This is a genomic window from Amycolatopsis vancoresmycina (assembly GCF_000716785.1).
Classification (GTDB): domain Bacteria; phylum Actinomycetota; class Actinomycetes; order Mycobacteriales; family Pseudonocardiaceae; genus Amycolatopsis; species Amycolatopsis vancoresmycina.
Genome location: NZ_JNYY01000008.1, coordinates 1 through 18,336, shown reverse-complemented (window position 1 = coordinate 18,336; position 18,336 = coordinate 1). Strand labels below are relative to the sequence as shown.

Genomic DNA, 18,336 nt, shown 5'->3' with positions numbered 1-18,336 from the left:
CGGGTTGCGCCTTTCTGTCCGGATGTCAGTAGTCATGGTTGCTCAGTCACGAGTAGGGTCGGTGACAATGACAGTCGACACCTCCTCCACCGGCGACGCTGGGGTCGGGGCAGGAGCCGAGCAGCTCGCCGTCGCCGCGGCGGTCGCGGCGGGCGAGTCCGTTCTCTCGCGCCGGTTCGGCAGTCCGATCACCCTGGTCGCGCCGGAGGACCTCGCGGGCAGCGGGCCGGCGACGGTGGTCCGCGCGAGAGTGGTGTCGTCGTCCTTCGCGCTGCCGCGCACACTGGTGATCAAGCACTACCCGGACCAGCCGGCGGCGGGCGCCGACCCGTTCGCCCAGGAGGCGGTCAGCTACCAGCTGTTCACGGCGCTGTCCCCGGACGAGCGGATGTGCCCGGAGCTGCTGGCCCACGACGGCCGCGACCGCGTGCTGGTCCTGGAGGACCTGGGCCGCACGCCGACGCTGGAGGACAAGCTCTACGCCCGCGACTCCCGCGCGGCCGAGCGCGCCCTGCTGTCCTGGGCCCGGTCCCTGGGCCGCCTGCACGCGAACACGGCGGGGCGCGAAGCGGACTTCAACGCGTTGCTGCGTCGCCTCGGCGGCCCGGCGAAGAGCGATTCCGGCGGCGTCGACGAGCTGTGCGCGCGGGTGCCGTCCCTGATCCAGGAGCGTCTGGGCATCCCGGTGCCGGACGAGGTCCGCGCCCAGGTGACGGCGGCGCTGGAGCAGTCGCGGTCGGCGGGCTTCCGGGCGTTCAGCCCGGTCGAGCTCAGCCCGGACAACAACTTGGTGACGGGCCAGGGCGTCCGGTTCCTCGACTTCGAGTACGGCTGCGTCCGCTCGGCCCTGGTCGACGCGGCCCACCTGCGGTTGCCGTTCGCGAGCTGGCCGGACGCACTGGCCCTCCCGGCGGGCATGAGCGAAGCGATGATCGCGGCCTGGCGCGCGGAGGTGGTGGGCATCTGGCCGGCCTTCGCCGACGACGAGGTGCTGGCAACCCACCTGACGGCCAGCGAGCTGCTGCGGGTCTGGCTGATCACGGGCGAGGAGCTGGGCGCGCTGAACCTGTCCCGCCACGCGGCCCCGGTGAGCCGCGAGGCGGCGTTCGTGACGTGGTGGCGGGATCTGGCGAAGCACGCGGGATACGTCCGGATGACGGCGGTGCCGGAGTTCGCGGCCCGCGTGGCGGCGGCCCTGGCGGCACGGCTGGGACCGCACGCCGACCTGGCGTTCTACCCGGCGTTCCGCTGAGGCCCGAGGCGGCGGGGCGGCGGCACCCGAAGGTCGCGAATGACTCATTCGGGACCGCTGGTGTCCCGAATGAGTCATTCGCGACGCCGGTGGCCGGTGCCCGTGAGGTCCGCGTCAAGAATTAGGCCCGGTGTCGCAGGCGCGTTACCTCGACCTCACCGCCTGTGAGCCTGCGTGGCCGATGGTCGTCAGCGTGACCGTGATGAGCGTCGATGTCACCCCCGAACTCCCCGAGCCCGGCCGCCGGCCCCCGCTGGCCGCGGTTCCGCCGCTGCAGCCCAGGGCGGCGCGGCGGCTGGTCGTGCTCGGTGACTCCACCGCTGTCGGCCTCGGGGATCCGCTTCCCCGGCGGGCCGGCTGGCGGGGGGTCGGCCCGCTGGTCGCCGCCGCGCTCGGGGTGGCGCCCGACGGCTACCTGAACCCCTCCTTCGCCGGGGCGCGGATGCGGTGCGTGCTCACCGAACAGGTGCCCGCCGCCGTGGCGCACCGGCCCGATGTGGCGCTCGTCGTCGCCGGGATGAACGACACCCTGCGGCCGGACTTCGACGCCGCGCGCATCGCCGCCGATCTCACCGGGGTGATCCGCGGGCTCCGGGAACACGGCACCACCGTCGTGCCCGTCCGGTTCCACGACCACAGCAAGGTCTTCCGCCTCCCGCAGTCGCTGAAACGCGCCCTCAGCGCCCGCGTCGCCGAGCTCAACGCGGCCATCGACGAGGTCGTCGCCGGGGAAGGCGTGCCCTGCCTCGATCTCGCGCGGCTGCCCGGCGCCTACGACCTGGCGTCCTGGAGCGTCGACCGGCTGCACCCCTCCGAACTGGGCCACCGCATGCTCGCGAACGGCTTCACCGGGCTGCTCGCCGAAGCCGGGTTCGCCGTGCCGGAACCGGTGAGCCTCACCTGCAGCGGCGGGGTCCAGCCGAGCACCGCGGGGCACGTGGGGTGGCTGGTGCTCAAGGGCATCCCGTGGCTGTGGCGCCGCGGCCGCGAATTCCTGCCCTACGCCGCGGTGATCATGTGGAACTCGTTCCGCGCCCGCTGAACACCCGCAGCGCCTCCACGTCCGAAGCCGGGTTGCGGACGAAGTAGTCCGCCCACTCCTCGATGTCCGGGTATGCCGACCGTGAAGCGAGGAACCGGCACGCCGCCTCGGTGTCGTACTCCGTGCGCCGCAGCTGGACGCCGTCGCCGAGCAGGGCCCAGTGCGCACCCCTTGCCCCGTAAGGCATCCCGACGCTGCCCGGGTTCACCACCAGCCGCCGGTCGGCGAACCGGGCGAACTGCATGTGCGTGTGTCCGCACACCACCGTCGGCGCGGAAACGCCCGCCAGCACCTCCGCCCAGCGCTCCGGGGGCGAGTCCACCAGCACGATCTCGGTGTCGTTGCGCGGGGTGGCGTGGCAGAAGAGCACTTCGCCCAGCGTGACGGTCAGCGGCAGCGCGTCCAGCAGCGGCAGGTCGGCCGGACGCAGCTGCCGCGCCGTCCACGGGAAGATCGGGTCCGGGACGAACGAGCCGCCGGTGCGGGCCGATTCCGCCAGCTCGCGGTCGGCGTTGCCGCGGACCCACACCGCGCGGTCGCCGAGCTCCTGCAGCCGTTCGAGGGTCTCGACCGGCATCGGCCCGGCCAGCACGTCGCCCAGCAGCACGATCCGGTCCGCCGCCCGGACGTCCGGCTCCGCCAGGACCGCCTCCAGCGCCGGCAGCACCCCGTGGATGTCGGACAGCACGGCCACGTTCACCGCCCCACCATCGGGCACGGGCCGCGCCCCGGGCGAGGGATTTCGCCCAGGGCGCAACGCCGTCACCCCACGGTGAGCGGCAGCTCGCGCACGCCCGTCATGTTCGGGTTGACCTGGAACTTCGGCGGCTCACCCGGGATCGTGCGCAACGCCGGGTAGCGGTCGAACAGGATGTCCAGCGCCACCCGCCCTTCCAGCCGCGCGAGCGGTGCGCCGATGCAGAAGTGGATGCCGCGGCCGAACGCCAGGTGCGGGTTGGGGTCGCGCAGCGGGTCGAACCGGCCCGGGTCGGCGAACACCCGCTCGTCCCGGTTGGCCGCCGCCACCCACACCAGCAGCATCTGGTCGGCCGGCACGGTGACGCCGCCGACCTCCGCCTCCCGCATCGTCGTGCGGCCGACCGCCGCGAACGGCGTGAGGAACCGCAGCGACTCCTCGATCACCGGCGGCACGAGCGCCCGGTCGGCGCGCGCCCGCTCGTCCCACTCCGGGTAGGTGTCCAGGCACAGCACCACGTTGCCGAGCAGCATCGTGGTGGTGATGTGGCCGGCCAGCAGCAGGATGTTCGCGAAGTTGACGACTTCGGCGCGGGACAGCCGTTCGCCGTCCAGCTCGGCCTCGACCAGCTTCGTCAGCAGGTCCTCGCGCGGCTGCTTGCGCCGCTCGTCGACGTGCCCGCCCAGGTAGTCGATGAGCGCCTTCTGGCCTTCCAGGGACTTCTTGATCGCTTCACCCTGCTTCTCGTCCTGCTTCACCAGCGAAACCTGGTCGGCGGACTCGAACATGCGGTCCACCCAGCCTTTGAACAGGTACCGGTCGCTCGCCGGGACGCCCAGCAGCTCGGCGATCACGATCACCGGCAGCGGGTAGGCCAGGTCGGCCACCAGCTCCAGCCGGCCGCCGCCGGGGGCGGTGTCGAGCAGCTCGCGGGTGATCGCGGCGATCCGCGGCTCGAGGTCCGCCACCACCTTCGGCGTGAACGCGCGGCTGACGAGCTTGCGCATCTTGTTGTGCAGCGGCGGATCCAGCTGCAGGATGCTGCCCGCCGCGAGCGCGTCCTCGTCGAGTTCCGGCATCATCTCCTTCGGCACCAGGCGGGACGTGTCGGACGAGAACGTCGCCGGGTCGCGGAGGATCCCCTCGGCCTCCGGGTGCCCGTAGACGTTCCACATCCCCAGTTCCGCGGCGAACTCGACCTGCTTCTCCGGCTGCTTCCCCCGCAGCCAGAACTGGGATTCGTGGAGTCCCCAGGTATCGGCGAGTGTGGTGGTCATTTCCGCCCCTTTCCCCTGTGCAGCCCCGGGAGCTACCCGGGTGACCTGGTGGGATCGTGTGCGTAGATCCCGTTGCGGTAGCCCGCGACGAGCTCCTCGAGCGCCGAGCCCAGTTCCGCCGCCACCTCCGCGACCGCGCCGGGATCGGGCTCCCCGGCCGGTTCGAACGCGGTGCGGATCACGTGCGCGAGGACGGCCGCCTTCTCTTCGAGGGGAACGCCCTCGAACTCGTGCGAAAGCGTGTCGCCCAGGTAGAAGCCGAGCGTCGAGGCGCTGAGCGCGTAGCTCAGGTTCGGCACGTCCGCGCGGATCAGCCCGTGCCGCAGCATGGTTTCCTCGAACTGCGCGCGCAGTTCGTCCTGCTGCTTGTGCAGGGCGAGGTCGCCGAGCGAGCCGAACATCTCGGCGTTGCCGCGCAGCATCGCCATCACCAGCGGACGGCGGTGCGTGATCAGGAACGACCCGGGGATCATCCGGTGCGGCAGGATCATCGCCGGGTCGGCCTTGATCGCCTGCAGGACCTCGTCGGTCAGGTCGGCCGATTCGCGCATCATCAACGCCTGGAACAGCAGTTCCTTGTTGCGCCAGTGCAGGTAGACGGTGCCCTTGCCGATGCCGACCGCGCGCGCGATGTCGTCCACCGCCACCTTGCGGTAGCCCATGCGCAGCAGCAGCTCGCCCGCCGCGTCCAGGATCCGGTCGGCGCGCTCGCGGTTGGGATGGCTCATGCGGTCGTCCACCTGCGGGTTCGTTGAGTGTTTGACGTGTTGACCGGATTCGCACTTTCGGTCAACCGGTCAGCACGACGGTAGCGCCGATCCGGGGACCGGGGCAAGCGGTTCTGTCGGTGGCTTCGGTTAACGTCATCGGTGTGGCACAGGACGAGCTCTTCCCCGGCGACGCACTCTTCTCCGCGGAGCCGGCATCCCATCGAGCGAACGCCGACATCGCGCCTCCGCCGGAGCGCACGGGGTCGAACGCGGGCGCGGAACCGCAGGCCGACCCGGCCAGCTCGCCGCTGGCCGTGCGGATGCGGCCGCGTTCGCTCGACGAGGTCGTCGGCCAGCAGCACCTGCTGCGCGAAGGGGCTCCGCTGCGGCGGCTGGTCGAAGGCGCCGCGCCGGCGTCGGTGCTGCTCTACGGCCCGCCGGGCACGGGCAAGACGACGCTGGCCAACCTCGTCTCGATCGCCACCGGCCGCCGGTTCGTCGCGATGTCGGCGCTCTCGGCGGGCGTGAAGGAGGTGCGCGGGGTCATCGAGGAGGCCCGGCGGCGCCGCCAGTACAACGCCGAGAACACCGTGCTGTTCATCGATGAGGTGCACCGGTTCTCCAAGACCCAGCAAGACGCGCTGCTCGGCGCGGTCGAGGACCGCACGGTGCTGCTGGTCGCGGCGACCACCGAGAACCCGTCGTTCTCCGTCGTCTCGCCGCTGCTGTCGCGGTCGCTGGTGCTGCAGCTGCGGCCGCTCACCGACGACGACATCACGGCGCTGCTCGAGCGCGCCCTGGCCGACGAGCGCGGCCTCGGCGGCGAGCTGACCCTGACCGAGGACGCCCGCGCCCACCTCGTCCGGCTCGCGGGCGGGGACGCGCGCCGTGCGCTCACCGCGCTGGAGGCGGCAGCGGACGCGGCGTCGGCCACCGAGGCGAAGACGATCGACCTGCCCATCGTCGAGTCCACAGTGGACAAGGCGGCGGTGCGCTACGACCGCGACGGCGACCAGCACTACGACGTGATCAGCGCGTTCATCAAGTCGATCCGCGGGTCCGATGTGGACGCCGCACTGCACTACCTGGCCCGGATGATCGAGGCGGGGGAGGACCCGCGGTTCCTCGCGCGGCGGCTGGTGGTGCACGCGAGCGAGGACATCGGGATGGCCGACCCCACGGCACTGCAGTCGGCGGTCGCGGCCGCGCACGCGGTGCAGTTCATCGGCATGCCGGAGGGCAGGCTGGCCCTAGCGCAGGCGACCGTGCACCTGGCCACCGCGCCGAAGTCCAACGCGGTGATCAAGGGCATCGACGCCGCGCTCGCGGACGTCCGCGCGGGGCTGGCCGGCACGGTCCCGCCGCACCTGCGCGACGGGCACTACGCGGGCGCGAAGAAACTGGGCAACGCGCAGGGCTACCGGTACCCGCACGACGTGCCCGAGGGGGTGCTGGCCCAGCAGTACCCGCCGGACGACCTGGTGGGCCGGGACTACTACGAGCCCACCCAGCGCGGGGCCGAGCGGACCCTCGCCGAGCGCGTCCCGAAGCTGCGCCGGACGATCCGCGGGCGGTGAGCACGGCGTGCCGAGGGCTTGAGGCAGAACACCGTTCACCCGGAGTGCGGGCCGGGGTGGCCAAGATCATCGGGGTTCGTAAACTTTCCCCCTTCGAGTCGGCCCGGAACCGGGGAGGGCCGCAGCGACGGCAGGAGGCGAACCCGTGCCCGCGACGCTGCAGTGCATCGTCTTGGACTGTCCGGAACCGCTCGTGCTCGCCCGCTTCTACCAGGCCCTGCTCGGCGGCGAGGTGGACCGGCCCGACCCGCGGTGGCGGGTCGACGACGACTGGTCCACCCTGCACGTGAACGAGCTGGTGCTGGGCTTCCAGCGGGCGTACGGCCACCAGCCGCCGCGCTGGCCGGACCCGGCGTTCCCGCAGCAGTTCCACCTCGACTTCGAGGTCGACGATCTCCGCGAGTCCCACCACCAGGTGCTGGCCAACGGCGGCCGGCTGCTCGACCCGGACCTCGGCGGCCGCGGCTGGCGCGTCTACGCCGATCCGGCGGGCCACCCGTTCTGCCTGCTCGGCGACTACTGAGCGCGCGAGCCCGCTCGGCGTCGGCCACGATGGCGGCATGACTGTCGCGTTTCTCGGCACCGGGATCATGGGCGCTCCGATGGCCGCCAACGTCGCCAAGGCGGGCCTCGACGTCCGGGTCTGGAACCGGACCCGCGCCAAGGCCGAGCCCCTGTCCGACGTGGCGACGGTGGCTTCCTCCGCAGCTGCCGCGGCCGAGGGCGCGGACATCCTCGTCACGATGCTCGCCGACGGCCCAGCGGTTGCCGAAGCGTTCGAGGCTGCTTCGCCCGCTTCGGGGACGTTGTGGCTGCAGATGAGCACGGTCGGCATCGACTGGACCGACCGGCTGGCCGCGATGGCGGAGAAGGCGGGCGTGGTGTTCGTGGACGCGCCGGTGCTCGGCACCCGTCAGCCGGCGGAGCAGGCCCAGCTGCTGGTGCTGGGCTCGGGGCCGGAGGAGTCCCGGCCGGCGGCGACGCCGGTGTTCGACGCGGTCGGCATGCGCACGATCTGGCTCGGCCCCGCGGGCCGAGGCAGCCGCCTGAAGCTCGTGATGAACGCGTGGGTGCTCGCGCTGACCAACGCAACGGCGGAGAGCCTGGGCCTGGCCCGGGCACTCGGCCTGGACCCGGCCCTGTTCCTGGAGACGATCAAGGGCGGCGGCCTCGACGTCGGCTACGCCCACGTGAAGGGCGGCGCGATGCTGGCGGGCGAATACCCGCCGGCGTTCCCGGCGAGCCTGGCGGCGAAGGACGCCGGCCTGGTCGTGGCGGCGGCCGGCGACGACGTCGACGTGGCGGGCGCGAAGGCGGTGCTGGCCCACCTGGAGGCGGCGGTCGAGGCCGGGTACGGCGACGAGGACATGGCTGCCTTGTACCGGGTGATCGTCGGGGACCGCTGAGCCGGGCTTTCCGGGCCCGGCGGGGTGACACGGTCGGGGACCCGGCCAGGCGGTAACCTCAGTCGGCATCCCGACCCCTGAACCGAGGAGGGCCCGTGTCGGCAGGGCAGATCGCCGCGTTGATCGCCGCAGGAGCATTCGTGGTGCTGGTCGTCCTGCTGGCGATCCCGCTGATCAAGCTCGGCAAGACGCTGGACGCGGCCACCGAGGCGATCGAGCGCACCAACAGCAACACCGATCCGCTGCTGATCGGCGCGAACGAGACGATCACGCACGTCAACACCCAGCTCGAGCGGGTGGACGCCGTCACCGCGAACGCCCAGGCCGTCACCGGGAACGTCTCCGCGCTGACGTCGGTGTTCACCGCGACGCTGGGCGGCCCGCTGGTCAAGACCGCGGCGCTGTCCTACGGCCTGTCCAAGGCGATCAAGGCGCGCAAGAAGAAGAGCGCCTTGAAGGCCGCCAGGAAGGCCGGGAAATGAAGCGGCTGTTCTGGCTCGGCGTCGGCGTGGTCGCCGGCGTCGCGCTGTCCCGCAAGGCCGCCGAAACGGCTCGTCAGGCCACCCCGGCCGGGTTAGCATCGAACCTGGGGGACGCCGTGCGCGAGCTGGCGGGTGCCGTGGGTTCGTTCGGCGCCGAGGTGCGCGCGGGCATGAACGAGCGGGAACAGGAGCTGCACGACATGGTCGAGGAGCGGACGGGCGTGGCAGCGCCCCGCGCCGAGGGACGGCACGCGGCCGCCCGGCGCCCGGTCCGGCGAGCTCGCCGGGCGGAGGGCTGATCCGGGCCTGCCCGGAACCCCTTCGCCGTCGCCGCCGACCCCGTTCCGAACCACCGTCACAAGGACACACCCGTGGACACTCACGAAATCACCGATCGTTTCCTGCGCCATTTCGAAAGCAAGGGCCACACGCGCGTGCCGAGCGCGCCGCTGATCCTCGACGACCCGAACCTGCTGTTCGTCAACGCCGGCATGGTGCAGTTCAAGCCGTACTTCCTCGGTGAGGCGCCGCCGCCGTACCCGCGCGCGACCTCCGTGCAGAAGTGCGTGCGCACGCCGGACATCGACGAGGTCGGCAAGACCACCCGGCACAACACCTTCTTCCAGATGGCCGGCAACTTCTCCTTCGGCGACTACTTCAAGGAAGGCGCCATCGAGTACGCCTGGGAGCTGATCACCAAGCCCCAGAGCGAAGGCGGCTACGGCCTCGACCCGAACCGGCTCTGGGCGACCGTCTACGAGGACGACGCCGAGGCGGCCGGCCTGTGGAAGAAGATCACCGGCCTGCCCGGCGAGCGCATCCAGGCGCGCGACATGGTCGACAACTTCTGGTCGATGGGCATCCCCGGCCCGTGCGGCCCGTGCTCGGAGATCTACTACGACCGCGGCCCGGAGTACGGCCGCGAGGGCGGCCCGGTCGTCGACGAGGACCGCTACATCGAGATCTGGAACCTGGTGTTCATGCAGAACATCCGGGGCGAGGGCAGCGGCAAGAAGGACTTCCCGATCCTCGGCGAGCTGCCCGCGAAGAACATCGACACCGGTATGGGCGTCGAGCGCGTCGCGACGATCCTGCAGGGCGTCGAGAACGTCTACGAGACCGACCTCGTGCGCCCGGTCATCGGCCGCGCCGAGGAGTTCTCCGGCCGCCGCTACGGCAGCAACCACGCCGACGACGTCCGCTTCCGCGTCATCGCCGACCACGCCCGCACCGGCGTGCTGCTGATCGGCGACGGCGTCACGCCGGGCAACGACGGCCGCGGCTACGTGCTGCGCCGCCTCCTGCGCCGCATCGTCCGCTCCACGCGCCTGCTGGGCGTGCACGAGCCGGTGCTGCAGGAGTTCGCGAAGGTCGTGCGCGACACGATGGGCCCGACCTACCCCGAGCTGGTCGACGGTTTCGACCGGATCAGCGAGGTCGTCCGGATCGAAGAGGAAGCCTTCCTCTCGACCCTGACGAGCGGTTCGCGCATCTTCGACCTCGCGGCCGAGGAGACCAAGCGCGGCGGCGGCGACGTGCTCGCCGGCGACAAGGCGTTCCAGCTGCACGACACCTACGGCTTCCCGATCGACCTCACCCTCGAAATGGCGGCCGAGCAGGGCCTCACCGTCGACGAGGACGGCTTCCGCACGCTCATGAACGAGCAGCGGACCCGCGCGAAGGCGGACGCGGCGGCCCGCAAGACCGGCCACGGCGACCTCTCGGAGTACCGCAAGGTCCTGGAGCAGCACGGCGAGACCGAGTTCCTCGGCTACACCGACCTGCAGGCCGAGGCGAAGGTCGTCGCGCTGCTCGAAGACGGGCAGCCGGTCCGCAGCGTCTCCGCGGGCAAGAAGGCCGAGCTGGTCCTCGACCGGACGCCGTTCTACGCCGAGAGCGGTGGCCAGGTCGCCGACACCGGCGTGCTCCTCGGCGACGGCGTCGAACTGAAGGTCCTGGACGTCCAGAAGATCGTGCCCGGCCTGTACGTGCACCGCGTCGAGGTCACCGAGGGCGAGGTCGGCCTGGACACCAAGCTGACCGGCTCGGTCGACGCGCACCGCCGCCTCTCGATCGAGCGTTCGCACTCCGCGACGCACCTGGTGCACGCGGCCGTCCGCGGCGCGTACGGCAAGCGCGCGGCGCAGGCGGGCTCGCTGAACTCGCCGGGCCGCATGCGGTTCGACTTCACCACCCCCGGCTCGGTGTCGTCGGACGTGCTGACCGAGGTCGAGCAGGAGGTCAACGACTACCTGCAGACCAACGTCGAGGTGCAGAGCTACACCACGACCAAGGACAAGGCCCTCGAGCTGGGCGCGGTCGCGCTGTTCGGCGAGAAGTACGGCAACGACGTCCGCGTGGTCGACATGGGCGACTACTCCCGCGAGCTCTGCGGTGGCACGCACGTCGACCGGATCGGCCAGCTCGGCCTGGTCAAGCTGGTCTCCGACGCCTCCATCGGCTCGGGCGTGCACCGCGTCGAGGCGCTGGTCGGCACGGACGCGCTCAAGTACGTCCGCAAGGAGCAGCTGCTGGTCTCGCAGCTGGCGAACACCTTCAAGGTGCCGTCGGACCAGCTGCCGGGCCGCATCGACGACGTCCTGACCCGGCTGAAGAACGCCGAGAAGGAGATCGCGCAGCTCAAGACCCAGCAGGTGCTGGGCTCGGCGGGCGCGCTGGTCGACAAGGCCCAGGAGATCGGCGGGGTCACGGTCGTGGCCGAGGTCGTCCCGGACGTCGACGGCAACGGCCTGCGCGCGCTGGCCTCCGACATCCGCGGCCGGCTCGGCTCGCGGCCCGGCGTGGTGGCGCTGTTCTCGCCGGCCGGCGAGAAGCTGAGCTTCGTCGTCGCGACGACGAAGGCGGCCCAGGACAAGGGCATCGCCGCGGGCAAGCTGGTGCCGTCGTTCGCCGAGAAGATCGGCGGCCGGGGCGGCGGCAAGCCCGACATGGCCCAGGGCGGTGGCACGAACCCGGCCGGCGCGAACGAGGCGGTCACGGCCCTGCGCTCGGCGATTGCCGGCATTGGTTAACCGCGGAAACCGCGGCCCGGACCGTCCCGGCGTGGGCGATCCGGGCCGGGGCCGCCGGCTCGGCGTGGATGTCGGATCCGTCCGGGTCGGGGTGGCGCTGAGCGATCCGGCCCCCGTGCTGGCGTCGCCATTGGTTACCCTCTCCCGCGATGCGACCGACGACAGTGATCTGGACCAGCTGGCCGCGCTCGTCACCGAACACGAGGTGGTCGAGGTGATCGTGGGCCTGCCGAGAACGCTCGCCAACCGCCAGGGCCCGGCGGCCGAGCTGGCCATCGCGTATTCTGAACGCCTGGCCGGGCGGATAGCGCCCGTGCCGGTCCGGCTGGGCGACGAGCGGCTGACCACGGTCACCGCATCCCGCATCCTCTCCCAGCGCGGGGTCAAAGGCCGCAAGCAGCGCGCGGTGGTCGACCAGGCCGCCGCCGTCGAGATCCTGCAGGCCTGGATCGACGCCGCCGCTGCGCACCGCGCCCGGGAGGGAGACCGATGAACGAGCAGCCACCTGAGCCTTCACGCGGGCGCCGGCGACTGCGCGAGCCGGAAGCGGCCACCCCGCCGCCGTCCCGGCCCGCACCGCGCCGTGCCGACCCGCGCCACACCCCGAGCGGCCAGCACGAGCTGCCGCCGCGTCGCGGGCAGGCGCCCAGCGGCGAGTACGACCTGCCGCAGCCCTCCCGCCGGGCCCGGCCCGGGGAGCCGGCCTACGACCCGCGCCAGGACGCCCCGCCGTCCGGCCGTCGCCGCCGCCTCGAGCCGCCGGGCACCCTGCCCCCGGCCGACGACGACGTCGACCCCCAGGAGCGGCGGGCCGCCCCGGCCCGCGCCGCCCGCGCCCGCCACGGCCTCGACGAGGGCTCGGAGCTCGAGCCGCCGGCCCCGCGCCGCCGCCGCGCGCCGGACCCCGGGGAGACCGAGGCCAGGGCGCCCCGGCGTCGCACGGCGCCGGACCCCGGCGAAGCCGAAGGCCGGCGGCGCGCCATGCCCGAGCGCATCGAACCGGCGCCCCCGCGACGGCGTCGCGCCGAGCCCGACGCGGCCGAGCCCCCACCGGGCCGGCGTGGCCCGGCACCCGAGCCGCGGGAAGCCGCCGCGCCGCCGCCCGGCCGCCGCCGCGCCCCCGAAGCGGCCGAGTCCGCCGATTCGCGGCGCCGCCGCCCGGCCCCCGATCCCGACGCCGTCCCCGAACCGCCCGCCCGGCGGCCCGCCCAGCCGGGTGACCGGTCCGCAGGCGTGCCCGAACCCGGCGCCGAGCGCCGCCGCCGTCCGCCGGCCCCGCCGGTGCGCGAGGAACCGGTCACCGACGTCCTGCCCGCGCTCGCCCCGCCGCCCCCGGCCGAGCCGCCCCGCGCGCCGCGCGAGGAACCCGAGCCGCTCGCCGAGGACGACGAATACGCGGACTACGACGAGTACGACGAGTACGCGGACTACGACGAGGCGGAGTACGACGAGGAGTACGACGACTACGACGAAGAGCCGGAGAAGCCGCGGAAGAAGAAGGGCAAGCGCGCCCTCGGCTGGGTCGCCGCGATCGCGGTGATCGCCCTGCTCGCGGGCGGCGCCTACTACGGCTTCAACCGGATCTTCGGCTACGACGACTTCGACGGCGCCGGCACCGACGACGTCGTGTTCCAGGTGGACGACGGCGACACGACGTCCGCGATCGGCGCGAAGCTCGCCAGTGCGGGCATCGTCGCCAGCGGCAAGGCGTTCGTGAAGGCCGGCGAGGACAACCCGAAGCTCGCCCGGGTCCAGCACGGCTTCTACGTGATGAAGTCGCACATGTCCGGGGCCAGCGCGGTCGACCGGATCACCACCCCGGACGCGCGCGTCGGGCAGCTGGAGATCCGGCCGTACACGCAGTTCGACGACATCACCCAGCCCGACGGCAAGGTCACGCCCGGCGTGTACAGCCTGATGGCGAAGGCGTCCTGCGCGCAGCTCAACGGGAAGAGCACCTGCGTCTCGGCCGACGACCTGCGCAAGGCCGTCGAGGCGGCGGACCTCAAGCAGCTCGGCGTGCCGGACTGGGCGATCGAGCCGGCGAACAAGGCCGACCGCAAGGACCGCAGGCTGGAGGGCCTGATCGCGCCCGGCGTCTACGACGTCAAGCCCGGGTCCACCGCGCCGGAGATCCTCGGGCAGCTGGTGCACAGCTCGGCCGAGGCGCTGCAGAACGACGGGCTGACCCCGCAGTCGACCGGCCCGGGCATGACGCCGTACCAGACGCTGATCATCGCCTCGATCATCGAGCGCGAGGCGGTGAAGGCCGACTTCGGCAAGCTCTCGCGGGTCATCTACAACCGGCTGAAGATCAACATGCGGCTGCAGATGGACTCGACCGTCAACTACGTGCTGGACCGCCCGACGCTGCTGACGGACGAAGGCGACCGGGCGAAGTCCGGCGCGTACAACACGTACAAGAACACCGGGCTGCCGCCGACCCCGATCGCGGTGCCGAGCCCGGACGCGATCAAGGTGGCGGTCAAGCCGCCCGAGGGTGACTGGGTGTACTTCGTCAAGTGCGAGAAGAACGGCCTCTCGTGCTTCGCGGTCACCAACGACGAGCACAACCGCAACCGGGACCTGGCCAGGTCACGCGGTGTCATCTGAGCCGCGCAAGGCCGCCGTGCTCGGAAAGCCGGTGGCGCACTCGCTGTCCCCGGTGCTGCACGGCGCCGCGTTCGCCGCGCTCGGCCTGACCGGCTGGACGTACGAGCGGATCGAGACCGGCGCCGCGGAGCTCCCGGCGCTGGTCGACGGCCTCGGCCCGGAGTGGGCCGGGTTTTCGGTGACCATGCCGGGCAAGCGCGCGGCCCTCGACCACGCCGGCGAGGTGACGCCGCGGGCGGCCGCGGTCGGCGCGGCCAACACCCTCGTGCGGTCCGGGACGGGCTGGCTCGCCGACTGCACCGACGTCGAGGGCGTCACCGGCGCGCTGCGGGCGGCCGGCGGCTACCAGCCGTCCCCCGGGGACACCGCGATCGTGCTGGGCGCGGGCGGCACCGCGGCGGCGGCGGTCGTCGGGCTCGCGGACCTCGGCGTGCGGCAGGTGCGGCTGGTCGTGCGCGAACCGGCCCGGGCCGGCGAAACGCTCGACGCGGCGAAGCGGGCGTCGCTCGACGTCGACGTCCTGCGCTGGTCCGAGACGGACTTCACGGCGCTGGCGGCGGGGGCGGCGGTCCTGGTGAACACCGTCCCGCCGGACGCGGTCGCCGCGCACGTGGCCGACCTCGCCGTGGTCGCGCACGTCCTCGACGTCATCTACCACCCGTGGCCGACGCCGCTCGCCGAAGCGGTCGCGGCTCGCGGCGGCCGGCTCGCAACCGGGCTGGACATGCTGCTGCACCAGGCGTTCGGCCAGGCCGAGCACTTCACCGGCCGCCCGGCCCCGCGGGCGGCGATGCGGGACGCGCTGCGCGAGGCGACCGGGAACCTGCTGCCGCTGCCGATCAGCTGAAAACCGCTTGCACGTGCCGATAATCTGGTCGACTGCCTTGTTTCGAAGGGGGTCTACCGGAATGACCAGTCAAGACGCGCTGAACGACGAGCAGATCGCCGCGATCTGGGTCGGCGAGCCGCCGGAGCACAACGCGGCGATCACCCTCGCCGACTACGACCCGGAGTGGCCGAAGCTGTTCGAGCGGGAGGCCGAGCGCATCCGCGGGGTGCTCGGCGAGCAGGTGGTCGTCCTCGAGCACGTCGGCTCGACGTCGGTGCCCGGGCTGTGCGCCAAGCCGATCATCGACATCCTGCTGGAGGTCCCGGACTCCGGCGACGAGGACGCCTACGTCCCCGCGCTGGCGGCGGCGGGCTACCGGCTCGTCATCCGCGAGCCGGACTGGGAGAAGCACCGCTGCTTCAAGGGCCCGGACACGAACATCAACCTGCACGTCCACTCGCCGGGCAACGGCGAGACCCCGCGCTTCCGTCTCTTCCGCGACCGCCTGCGCTCGCACCCGGAAGAACTCGAGCTGTACGCGGCCAAGAAGCGCGAGCTGGCCGCCCGGGTGTGGAAGTACGTCCAGAACTACGCCGACGCCAAGACGGCGGTGATCAACGAGATCATCGACCGCGCCCGGGCCGAGCAGTACGACGGCCACGCCGAGGACTCCGTCACCGACGCGCGCTAAGCCCCTCGCGATCCTGGACCTGGCCGGTCACCTAGCGGGCAAGCGATACCCTCGGCGTCGACCCCAGCGCAGGGATGATCGCCGGCGCGCGGTTCGAGGTCGCAGACATCACCCGGCCGCTCGCGCTGCCGGACGCCTCGATCGATGTCGTCACGGCCTTGCTCGTGCTGCACTGCCCGGCGGACCGGGCCTCTGCCCCGGCGGGGCACCGGTCTTCTCGGTGCACCACTCCGGCGAGGACTGGCGGTGGTGCCCGGCACGGTCGATCCGGCGTGGACGGCGAACCTGCGGCTCCTGTACTTCCGGGCCGTCAGTCCCGCTTAGCCAGCTCCTGGATCAGGTCCACGATCTCCCGGCTGACCGGGCGGAACACCCGCAGCCGGGAGAGCGCGGCCAGCCGGGCCAGCAGCGGGACGCTGCGCTCGACCAGCAGCCGGCTGCGTTTCGTGCCCGCCGAGCGGTCGTGGACCCAGAACAGCACCACGCCCATCTGGTAGAGCCACAGCAGCTCCGGCAGCTGGTCCCGCAGTTCCGGGTCGAGCTTCACGTCGGAGCCGTCGACGACCTCGCGCATCAGGCCGATCGACGCTTCGCGGGCGGCCGAGGAGTCGACGCTGAACGGGCTCAGCGGCGACTCCGGGTCGGCCGCGTTGACGAAGAACTGGGTGCCGAACCGGTGGTAGGGCTCGGCGACGTCGAGCCAGCACAGCAGCACGGCCTTGAGCCGGTCCGCGAAGCCCGGGCGCCCGTCCAGCAGGGCACGGGCCGCCGTCAGGTGCTGCCCGGCCATCTCGTCGTAGAAGCCCTGGATCAGCTGTTCCTTGGACGAGAAGTAGTAGTAGGCGTTGCCGACCGAGACGCCCGCCTCGGCGGCGATCGCGCGCATCGTCGTGCGGTCGTAGCCGTTCTCGGTGAACAGCCGCATCGCGGTCGTGACGATCAGGGACCGCGTTTCCTCGCTCTTGGCCACGCGCTGCACGTTAGCGCCGTCAGGGAGCCGGGAAGGGCGGGGCCTGCGGCACGCCGGGGTACGGCAGTGGCACGGGGACCGGCGCGGGCTTCGGGGTCAGGTGGCGGCGCCGGATGCCGTTGAAGACCAGGACGTTGAGCAGGTGCATGGCGCCGAGCACGAGCGCCACCGTGCCGATCTTGACCGACAGCATCTCGAACACCTCCCGTGCCGTGGTGATGTCGGCGCCGCTGGTCAGGAACAGCGTCACGAACCCGAGGCTGACCAGGTAGAAGCCGACGACCAGCAGCTGGTTGACGGCGTTGGCCAAGCCCGGGCTGTCGGCGAAGACCTCGGCCAGGAAGGTGCGGCCGTGTTTGCTCAGCGTCCGGGCCACGAGCACGGTCAGCGGAATGCTGATCAGCAGGTAGAGGGCGTACGCGAGGACGACGTGATCCATGGTGCCTCCTTTTTGAACGTGTTCAAGAGGGACGGTAACGCTGATTTTGAACGCGTTCAAGAGAGAGCCGCGTCACTCCGCGGGGACTTCGTGGCGCGGCTACGGTGAGGCCATGCGGATCGCGATTCTCGACGACTACCAGAACGTCGCCCTCACCTTCGGTGACTGGGACTCGCTGCAGGCCGACATCACGGTCTTCACCGAACCCCTGACCGACGTCGTCAAGCAGCTGCAGGGCTTCGAGGCGGTGGTCGCGATGCGCGAGCGCACCCGCTTCCCGGCCGAGGTGCTCGACGCCCTGCCGGACCTGAAGCTGCTGGTCAGCACGGGCAAGCGGAACGCGGCCATCGACGTGGCCGCCGCGCGGCGCGCCGGCGTCGTCGTCTCCGCCACCGGCTACATCGGGGAACCGACCGCCGAGCACACGTGGGCGCTGATCCTGGCCGCGTCGCGGAACCTGCCGCAGGAGTTCCGGTCCATGCGCGAGGGCGGCTGGCAGACGTCCGTCGGCACCATGCTGCACGGCAAGACGCTCGGCCTGCTCGGCCTCGGCCGGCTCGGCGCCGGTGCGGCGAAGATCGGGCAGGTCTTCGGGATGGACACCATCGCCTGGAGCCAGAACCTCACCCAGGAGAAGGCGGACCCGCACGGCGTCACCGCGGTGTCCAAGGACGAGCTGTTCGCGCGGTCGGACGTGCTGTCGATCCACCTGGTGCTCGGCGAGCGCACCCGCGGCCTGGTCGGCGCGGCCGAGCTCGCCGCGATGAAGCCGACCGCGCTGCTGGTGAACACCTCCCGCGGCCCGATCGTCGACGAAGCCGCGCTGGTGGACGCGTTGCGACGCAAGGAGATCCGCGCCGCCGCGCTGGACGTCTACGACACCGAGCCGTTCCCCGCCGACCATCCGCTGAGGACACTCGACAACGCGGTGCTGACCCCGCACATCGGCTTCGTCACGCGGGAGGTCTACGAGATTTTCTACGGCGACGCGGTCGAGGACATCGCCGCCTACCAGGCGGGGCAACCGATCCGCGTCATGGAGTGAAGAAGGCGTGCGGCCCGCCGGGGCCCGAGGTCCCCGCACCGGCCCTGCGGCGGGCCTGCACCCCTACAGAACACCACCCGCGCCCGGCGGGCGGCAGGGTCTTTGGACCCTGCCGCCGAGGTCCGTTCGGCTGAACACCCTGCCGCGGCTGCTCGTGAGTGAGAAACAGTGTTCTAAGAGCCTGTCTTGGATCTTGGTTAGGTGGTCCTGGCCCGCTGTTTCTGGCGGGTCAGGCGCCTGGTCATGATAGTGATCATGGAGAGGTTGATGAAGG

The 18,336-nt window shown here is 72.1% G+C and carries 18 protein-coding genes and 1 pseudogene; 14 read left to right on the top strand and 5 right to left on the bottom strand.

Annotation, left to right across the window (positions count from 1 at the left end; translation table 11 throughout):
• Positions 1-67: 67 nt before the first annotated feature.
• Both OO60_RS19910 and OO60_RS19905 read left to right on the top strand, forming a co-directional pair.
• On the top strand, positions 68-1,252 hold the full coding sequence (locus tag OO60_RS19910) for a hypothetical protein (protein WP_003075338.1): 1,185 nt from the start codon (positions 68-70) through the stop codon (positions 1,250-1,252).
• Between the two features lie 181 nt (positions 1,253-1,433).
• Positions 1,434-2,294: an SGNH/GDSL hydrolase family protein gene (locus OO60_RS19905; RefSeq protein ID WP_033261860.1), complete on the top strand. Its 861-nt coding sequence runs from the start codon at positions 1,434-1,436 to the stop codon at positions 2,292-2,294.
• On the opposite strand, the gene OO60_RS19900 is transcribed toward OO60_RS19905, so the two are convergent.
• From OO60_RS19900 to OO60_RS19890, 3 genes are all read right to left on the bottom strand, one after another.
• Positions 2,266-2,994: a metallophosphoesterase family protein gene (locus OO60_RS19900; protein WP_003075344.1), complete on the bottom strand. Its 729-nt coding sequence runs from the start codon at positions 2,992-2,994 to the stop codon at positions 2,266-2,268. The two genes, OO60_RS19905 and OO60_RS19900, sit on opposite strands and share 29 nt — an antisense overlap.
• Positions 2,995-3,056: 62 nt before the next feature.
• Positions 3,057-4,268 carry a cytochrome P450 gene (locus OO60_RS19895; RefSeq protein ID WP_003075346.1) on the bottom strand — a complete coding sequence of 404 codons (1,212 nt, stop codon included), beginning with the start codon at positions 4,266-4,268 and terminating at the stop codon, positions 3,057-3,059.
• A 32-nt stretch (positions 4,269-4,300) separates the two neighbouring features.
• Positions 4,301-4,996, bottom strand: a complete 696-nt coding sequence (locus OO60_RS19890) for a TetR/AcrR family transcriptional regulator (RefSeq protein WP_033261999.1) — start codon at positions 4,994-4,996, stop codon at positions 4,301-4,303.
• Between the two features lie 143 nt (positions 4,997-5,139).
• On the opposite strand from OO60_RS19890, the gene OO60_RS19885 reads away from it, so the two are divergent.
• The 11 genes and pseudogenes from OO60_RS19885 to OO60_RS48430 all read left to right on the top strand — a co-directional run.
• Positions 5,140-6,555 carry a replication-associated recombination protein A gene (locus tag OO60_RS19885; RefSeq protein ID WP_425304653.1) on the top strand — a complete coding sequence of 472 codons (1,416 nt, stop codon included), beginning with the start codon at positions 5,140-5,142 and terminating at the stop codon, positions 6,553-6,555.
• Positions 6,556-6,700: 145 nt separating this feature from the next.
• Positions 6,701-7,078: a VOC family protein gene (locus OO60_RS19880; RefSeq protein WP_003075351.1), complete on the top strand. Its 378-nt coding sequence runs from the start codon at positions 6,701-6,703 to the stop codon at positions 7,076-7,078.
• A gap of 37 nt (positions 7,079-7,115) precedes the next feature.
• Entirely contained in the window at positions 7,116-7,961 is an 846-nt protein-coding gene (locus tag OO60_RS19875) for an NAD(P)-dependent oxidoreductase (RefSeq protein ID WP_003075354.1), read from the top strand.
• A 95-nt stretch (positions 7,962-8,056) separates the two neighbouring features.
• Complete coding sequence (locus tag OO60_RS19870; RefSeq protein WP_003075357.1) at positions 8,057-8,443, top strand: DUF948 domain-containing protein; 387 nt, start codon at positions 8,057-8,059, stop codon at positions 8,441-8,443.
• Complete coding sequence (locus OO60_RS19865; protein ID WP_033261859.1) at positions 8,440-8,742, top strand: hypothetical protein; 303 nt, start codon at positions 8,440-8,442, stop codon at positions 8,740-8,742. The genes OO60_RS19870 and OO60_RS19865 overlap by 4 nt, the downstream gene beginning before the upstream one ends.
• A 72-nt stretch (positions 8,743-8,814) precedes the next feature.
• Complete coding sequence (gene alaS / locus OO60_RS19860; protein ID WP_033261858.1) at positions 8,815-11,475, top strand: alanine--tRNA ligase; 2,661 nt, start codon at positions 8,815-8,817, stop codon at positions 11,473-11,475.
• A gap of 31 nt (positions 11,476-11,506) precedes the next feature.
• Entirely contained in the window at positions 11,507-11,968 is a 462-nt protein-coding gene (gene ruvX / locus OO60_RS19855; protein WP_051736371.1) for a Holliday junction resolvase RuvX, read from the top strand.
• A complete protein-coding gene (gene mltG, locus OO60_RS19850) occupies positions 11,965-14,088 on the top strand; it encodes an endolytic transglycosylase MltG (RefSeq protein WP_033261856.1) in 2,124 nt (707 codons plus the stop codon). The genes ruvX and mltG overlap by 4 nt, the downstream gene beginning before the upstream one ends.
• A 16-nt stretch (positions 14,089-14,104) precedes the next feature.
• A complete protein-coding gene (locus tag OO60_RS19845) occupies positions 14,105-14,935 on the top strand; it encodes a shikimate dehydrogenase (protein ID WP_033261855.1) in 831 nt (276 codons plus the stop codon).
• A 61-nt stretch (positions 14,936-14,996) separates the two neighbouring features.
• Positions 14,997-15,608, top strand: a complete 612-nt coding sequence (locus OO60_RS44650) for a GrpB family protein (protein ID WP_004559124.1) — start codon at positions 14,997-14,999, stop codon at positions 15,606-15,608.
• Between the two features lie 74 nt (positions 15,609-15,682).
• Positions 15,683-15,742, top strand: a pseudogene (locus OO60_RS48430) (hypothetical protein); the annotation flags it as partial.
• Positions 15,743-15,918: 176 nt separating this feature from the next.
• On the opposite strand, the gene OO60_RS19835 reads toward OO60_RS48430, so the two are convergent.
• Together OO60_RS19835 and OO60_RS19830 are read right to left on the bottom strand one after the other, a co-directional pair.
• On the bottom strand, positions 15,919-16,578 hold the full coding sequence (locus OO60_RS19835; protein ID WP_004559123.1) for a TetR/AcrR family transcriptional regulator: 660 nt from the start codon (positions 16,576-16,578) through the stop codon (positions 15,919-15,921).
• Between the two features lie 19 nt (positions 16,579-16,597).
• Complete coding sequence (locus OO60_RS19830) at positions 16,598-17,017, bottom strand: hypothetical protein (protein WP_004559122.1); 420 nt, start codon at positions 17,015-17,017, stop codon at positions 16,598-16,600.
• A gap of 112 nt (positions 17,018-17,129) precedes the next feature.
• Here OO60_RS19830 and OO60_RS19825 point away from each other — a divergent pair, with 112 nt between their 5' ends.
• Positions 17,130-18,062, top strand: coding sequence for a D-2-hydroxyacid dehydrogenase family protein (locus OO60_RS19825; RefSeq protein ID WP_004559121.1), 933 nt, complete (start codon positions 17,130-17,132; stop codon positions 18,060-18,062).
• Positions 18,063-18,336: the final 274 nt, after the last annotated feature.

Bases quoted from the DNA above. Each gene is read 5' to 3' on its own strand.
- OO60_RS19910 (WP_003075338.1), top strand. From the start codon at position 68: ATGACAGTCGACACCTCCTCCACCGGCGACGCTGGGGTCGGGGCAGGA.
- OO60_RS19830 (WP_004559122.1), bottom strand. From the start codon at position 17,017: ATGGATCACGTCGTCCTCGCGTACGCCCTCTACCTGCTGATCAGCATT.
- OO60_RS19890 (WP_033261999.1), bottom strand. From the start codon at position 4,996: ATGAGCCATCCCAACCGCGAGCGCGCCGACCGGATCCTGGACGCGGCG.
- OO60_RS19875 (WP_003075354.1), top strand. From the start codon at position 7,116: ATGACTGTCGCGTTTCTCGGCACCGGGATCATGGGCGCTCCGATGGCC.
- OO60_RS19905 (WP_033261860.1), top strand. From the start codon at position 1,434: ATGGTCGTCAGCGTGACCGTGATGAGCGTCGATGTCACCCCCGAACTC.
- OO60_RS19825 (WP_004559121.1), top strand. From the start codon at position 17,130: ATGCGGATCGCGATTCTCGACGACTACCAGAACGTCGCCCTCACCTTC.
- mltG (WP_033261856.1), top strand. From the start codon at position 11,965: ATGAACGAGCAGCCACCTGAGCCTTCACGCGGGCGCCGGCGACTGCGC.
- OO60_RS19865 (WP_033261859.1), top strand. From the start codon at position 8,440: ATGAAGCGGCTGTTCTGGCTCGGCGTCGGCGTGGTCGCCGGCGTCGCG.
- OO60_RS19895 (WP_003075346.1), bottom strand. From the start codon at position 4,268: ATGACCACCACACTCGCCGATACCTGGGGACTCCACGAATCCCAGTTC.
- OO60_RS44650 (WP_004559124.1), top strand. From the start codon at position 14,997: ATGACCAGTCAAGACGCGCTGAACGACGAGCAGATCGCCGCGATCTGG.